The following is a 4,163-nucleotide window of genomic DNA, read 5'->3' as shown; positions in this document are numbered from 1 at the left end:
TACGCGGTCTTCACCCCGTACCACCGCGCCTGGCAGCGGACGCCCCGCCGCACGGTGCTGGGCGCGCCCCGCGCGCTCGACACCCCGGACGGCATCGGCGGCGAGAGCCTCCAGCCCACCGGGCCGCTCTCGCCCGCGCTGCCGCCCGGCGGCGAGACGGCGGCCAGGCGGCGGTGGCGGCGCTGGGACGTCGACGCGTACGCCGACGTCCATGACGATCTGGCGGCCGACGGCACCTCCCGGCTCTCCCCGTACCTGCACTTCGGCTGCCTGTCGGCCACCGAGCTCACGGCAGGCGCGCTCCAGCGCGGCGGGCCCGGAGCGGAGGCCTTCGTCCGGCAGCTCGCCTGGCGCGACTTCCACCACCAGGTGCTCGCCGCCCGCCCGGACGCCGCCCACCGCGACTACCGGGCCAGGGACGACCACTGGCACCGGGACGAGCGCGAGGCCGAGGCCTGGCGGCAGGGCCGCACCGGGTACCCGATCGTCGACGCCGGGATGCGCCAGCTCGCCGAGGAGGGCTGGATGCACAACCGGGCCCGCCTGCTGACGGCGGGCTTCCTCACCAAGTCCCTGTACCTGGACTGGCGGATCGGGGCCGCCCACTTCCTGTCGCTGCTGGTCGACGGGGACGTGGCCGACAACCAGCTCAACTGGCAGTGGGTCGCGGGCACCGGCACCGACACCCGCCCCAACCGGGTCCTCAACCCGCTCCGCCAGGCCGACCGCTACGACCCGGACGGCGCGTACGTCCGCCGCTGGGTCCCCGAGCTCGCCCACCTGCCCGGCCCGGCCGTCCACCGCCCCTGGCTGCACGACGCCGACTACCCGGCGCCGCTCATCACCCCGGACGCCCTCACCGAGCGGTTCCGCCGGGGGCGGGGCCTGGACTGAGTTTCATAGCCCGGACCGAGCGCGAGGGCCTGGGCTGAGCCAGGAGGCGGACGGACGGGCGGTACCCCGGTACTACGGCCCCGGCGATGATCGGCCCCGGGTACCACGGATCGCGGCGCCGTCGAACCTAGCGTGGAAGGTACCGGCGGCCGGGACGACCCGGCCCACGAACGTTGAGGGTGAGCGATGATCGAGGCGCACCAGCTGACGAAGCGGTACGGGGAGAAGACCGCCGTCGATCGGCTGGACTTCACGGTCCGGCCGGGTACGGTCACCGGCTTCCTCGGGCCCAACGGGGCGGGCAAGTCCACCACCATGCGGATGATCGTCGGACTGGACGCGCCGACCGGCGGCTCGGTGCGCGTCAACGGCCGCCGCTACGCCGAGCACGCCGCTCCGCTCCAGGAGGTCGGCGCACTGCTGGAGGCCAGGTCGATCCACCCCGGCCGCTCGGCGTTCAACCACCTGATGGCGCAGGCCCACACCCACGGCATCCCGCGCCGCCGCGTCGACGAGGTGATCGAGCTGACCGGCCTGCGGTCGGTGGCGCGGAAGCGGGCCGGGGCGTTCTCGCTCGGCATGGGCCAGCGGCTGGGGATCGCCGCCGCCCTGCTGGGCGACCCGGCGACGGTGATGCTCGACGAGCCGGTCAACGGGCTCGACCCCGAGGGCGTCCTGTGGATCCGCAACCTCCTCACCTCGCTCGCCGCCGAGGGCCGCACCGTCTTCGTCTCCTCCCACCTGATGAGCGAGGTCGCCCTCGTAGCCGACCACCTGATCATCGTCGGACGGGGCCGGCTGCTGGCCGACACCACCGTCCAGGACCTGGTCCGCGAGGCCGGCGGCGACGCCGTCACGGTGGCCAGCGCCGACCCGGCCCGGCTGCGCACCCTGCTCGCCGGCCCCGGCGTGGAGATCTCCGGCCGCTCCGGCTCCGAGGAACTCCTCGTCACCGGCCGCACCGCCCGCGAGATCGGCCTGACCGCCGCCTCGCACGGCATCGCCCTGTTCGAACTCGCCACCCGCACGGTCTCCCTGGAGCAGGCGTTCATGGACCTGACCCGGGACGCCGTCGAGTACCACGGCACCACCACCACTGCCACTGTCGAGACCCCGAGGAGCGCGGCATGAGCACCCTCGCACCGAGCCAGACCGCCACGCCCGCCGGCCCCGGGCCCGAGCGCCCCGTCCACAAGGTCACCGCCGCGCGCGTGCTGCGCTCGGAGTGGGCCAAGCTGTGGTCCCTGCGCTCCACCTGGATCACCCTCGGCCTGGCCCTGCTGTTCCTGGTCGCGTTCGGCCTGATCGCCGCCGTCCAGTTCAAGTCCAGGCTCGACTCCGGCCGGCACCTGGACCGGGACTTCTCCGACGCCACCGCCCTGAGCCTGTCCCTGTTCGGCACCAACTTCGCCCAGCTCGCGCTCGGCGTCCTCGGCGTGCTGATCGCCGCCGGCGAGTACTCGACCGGCATGATCCGCTCCACCCTGGCCGCCGTGCCGCGCCGCCTGCCGGTCCTCTGGTCCAAGGCGGCCGTGTACGGCGTGATCGCCCTGCTGCTCGGCACCGTCGGCGTGTTCGTCGCCTTCCTCACCGACAGCGGCATCCTGTCCGGCACCCGCGTGGCGATGGACCTCTCCAGCGCCGGCGCCGTCCGCGGACTGCTCGGCGCGGGCCTCTACCTCGCCCTCGTCGGCGTGATCGGCGTCGCCCTGGGCGCGCTGCTGCGCTCCGTGGCCGGCGGCATCTCCGTCCTGGTGGCCACCCTGATGCTGATCCCCGGCCTCGTCTCGCTGCTCCCCACGTCCTGGCAGAGCCACATCAGCCCGTACCTGCCCAGCCACGCGGGCGAGGCGATGTTCGCCCTGCACCACGACTCGACCACCCTGTCGCCCGCCGCCGGGCTGGCCGTCTTCCTCCTGTGGACGGTGCTCGCCCTGGCCGGCGCAGCGGTGCGCCTCGTGCGCAGCGACGTCTGAGAGACTCCGGTGCGGCACCCGGTCCACCGGGTGCCGCAGCCCCGCCCCTCCCTCGTACGACAGGTGACGACCGTGAGCCACCTCGACACCCGGGGACCGGTCCCGTCCGCGCCGCCGCCCGTGCCCGACCCGCTCCCCTCCCACCCGGCCTTCGCGCGCCTGGCCCGCCTGGGCCAGCGGATCCGGCAGGCCGACCGCTCCGACCCGTGGGTCCTGGACACCGCCGTGGTCGTCATGGTCCTCCTGATGTTCGGCCTGCCGGACCTCCTCCACGGCGACGTCGACCACGCGCGCGAGCACCGGATCCACTTCACCCGGCTGCCCCTGGCCGCGACCCTCGCCCTCCAGGCGGGCCTCGTCCTGCCCCTGCTGTGGCGCCGGCGGCGCCCGACGGCGGCGTTCGCGGCCATCATGACCGTCTTCGTCGTCCAGTGGTCCACGGGCGCGGCACTGCGGGCCGACGCCGCCCTGCTCGTCGCCCTCTACAGCCTGGCCCTGCACGGGAGCCTGCGGCACCTGGCCTGGGCGTGCGCGGCCATGGCCGCGGCGAGCACCCTGGTCGCCGCGGAGGTGTCCTCCGGGCTGCCCGTCGGCGACGCGCTGTTCTTCCTGTTCAGCGCCGCGACGGCGGCCGTCGCCCTCGGCATCGCGGTACGGATCCGCCGCGCCCAGCTCGCCGGGCTGCGGGAACGCGCGGCCCGGCTGGAGATCGAGCGCGACCAGCGCAGCCGGCTGGCCGCCGTCACCGAGCGCACCAGGGTCGCCCGGGAGATGCACGACATCATCGGCCACAACCTGTCCGTCATCGTCACCCTCGCCGACGGCGGCGCCTACGCGGCCGAGGCCTCCCCCGAGCGCGGACGCGAGGCACTGCTGCTGATCGGCGACACCAGTCGCCAGGCGCTCGGGGAGCTGCGGCGGATGCTCGGCGTCCTGCGCGACCAGGGCGAGGACGCCGAACTCACCCCGCAGCCGGGCATCGCCGACGTCGACGGGCTGTGCGCCCGCATCCGCGCGGCCGGGCCCCAGGTGGTGTACACGGCCGCCGGAGACCTCGACGCCCTCGACCGCGGGGTCCAGCTGATGGCCTACCGCATCGTCCAGGAGTCGCTCACCAACACCCTGAAGCACGCCGGCCCCGGCACCCGGGCCCACGTCACCCTCACCTCCGGGGACGACCGGCTGCGGGTGCGCGTACGGGACAGCGGCCCGCCCGACGGCCCCCCGCCGTCCGCCCCCGGCCGGCCGCCCCGCGAGGGCCACGGCCTCGCCGGCATACGGGAACGCGCGGCC

The 4,163-nt window shown here is 75.1% G+C and carries 4 protein-coding genes; all 4 read left to right on the top strand.

What is annotated here, in order from left to right; genetic code table 11:
* A partial coding sequence (locus tag AE652_RS04335) for an FAD-binding domain-containing protein (RefSeq protein ID WP_049649774.1) occupies positions 1-894 on the top strand: 894 nt, incomplete at its 5' end.
* 186 nt (positions 895-1,080) lie between these two features.
* Positions 1,081-2,025, top strand: a complete 945-nt coding sequence (locus tag AE652_RS04330) for an ABC transporter ATP-binding protein (protein WP_049649773.1) — start codon at positions 1,081-1,083, stop codon at positions 2,023-2,025.
* Positions 2,022-2,870 carry an ABC transporter permease gene (locus tag AE652_RS04325; protein ID WP_049649772.1) on the top strand — a complete coding sequence of 283 codons (849 nt, stop codon included), beginning with the start codon at positions 2,022-2,024 and terminating at the stop codon, positions 2,868-2,870. The genes AE652_RS04330 and AE652_RS04325 overlap by 4 nt, the downstream gene beginning before the upstream one ends.
* Before the next feature lie 120 nt (positions 2,871-2,990).
* On the top strand, positions 2,991-4,163 hold a 1,173-nt coding region (locus AE652_RS04320; protein ID WP_049649775.1), incomplete at its 3' end, for a sensor histidine kinase.

Source organism: Kitasatospora sp. MY 5-36, assembly GCF_001182915.1.
Lineage (GTDB): Bacteria > Actinomycetota > Actinomycetes > Streptomycetales > Streptomycetaceae > Kitasatospora.
This window is presented reverse-complemented; position numbering and strand designations above follow the sequence as displayed.

Bases quoted from the DNA above. Each gene is read 5' to 3' on its own strand.
- AE652_RS04330 (WP_049649773.1), top strand. From the start codon at position 1,081: ATGATCGAGGCGCACCAGCTGACGAAGCGGTACGGGGAGAAGACCGCC.
- AE652_RS04325 (WP_049649772.1), top strand. From the start codon at position 2,022: ATGAGCACCCTCGCACCGAGCCAGACCGCCACGCCCGCCGGCCCCGGG.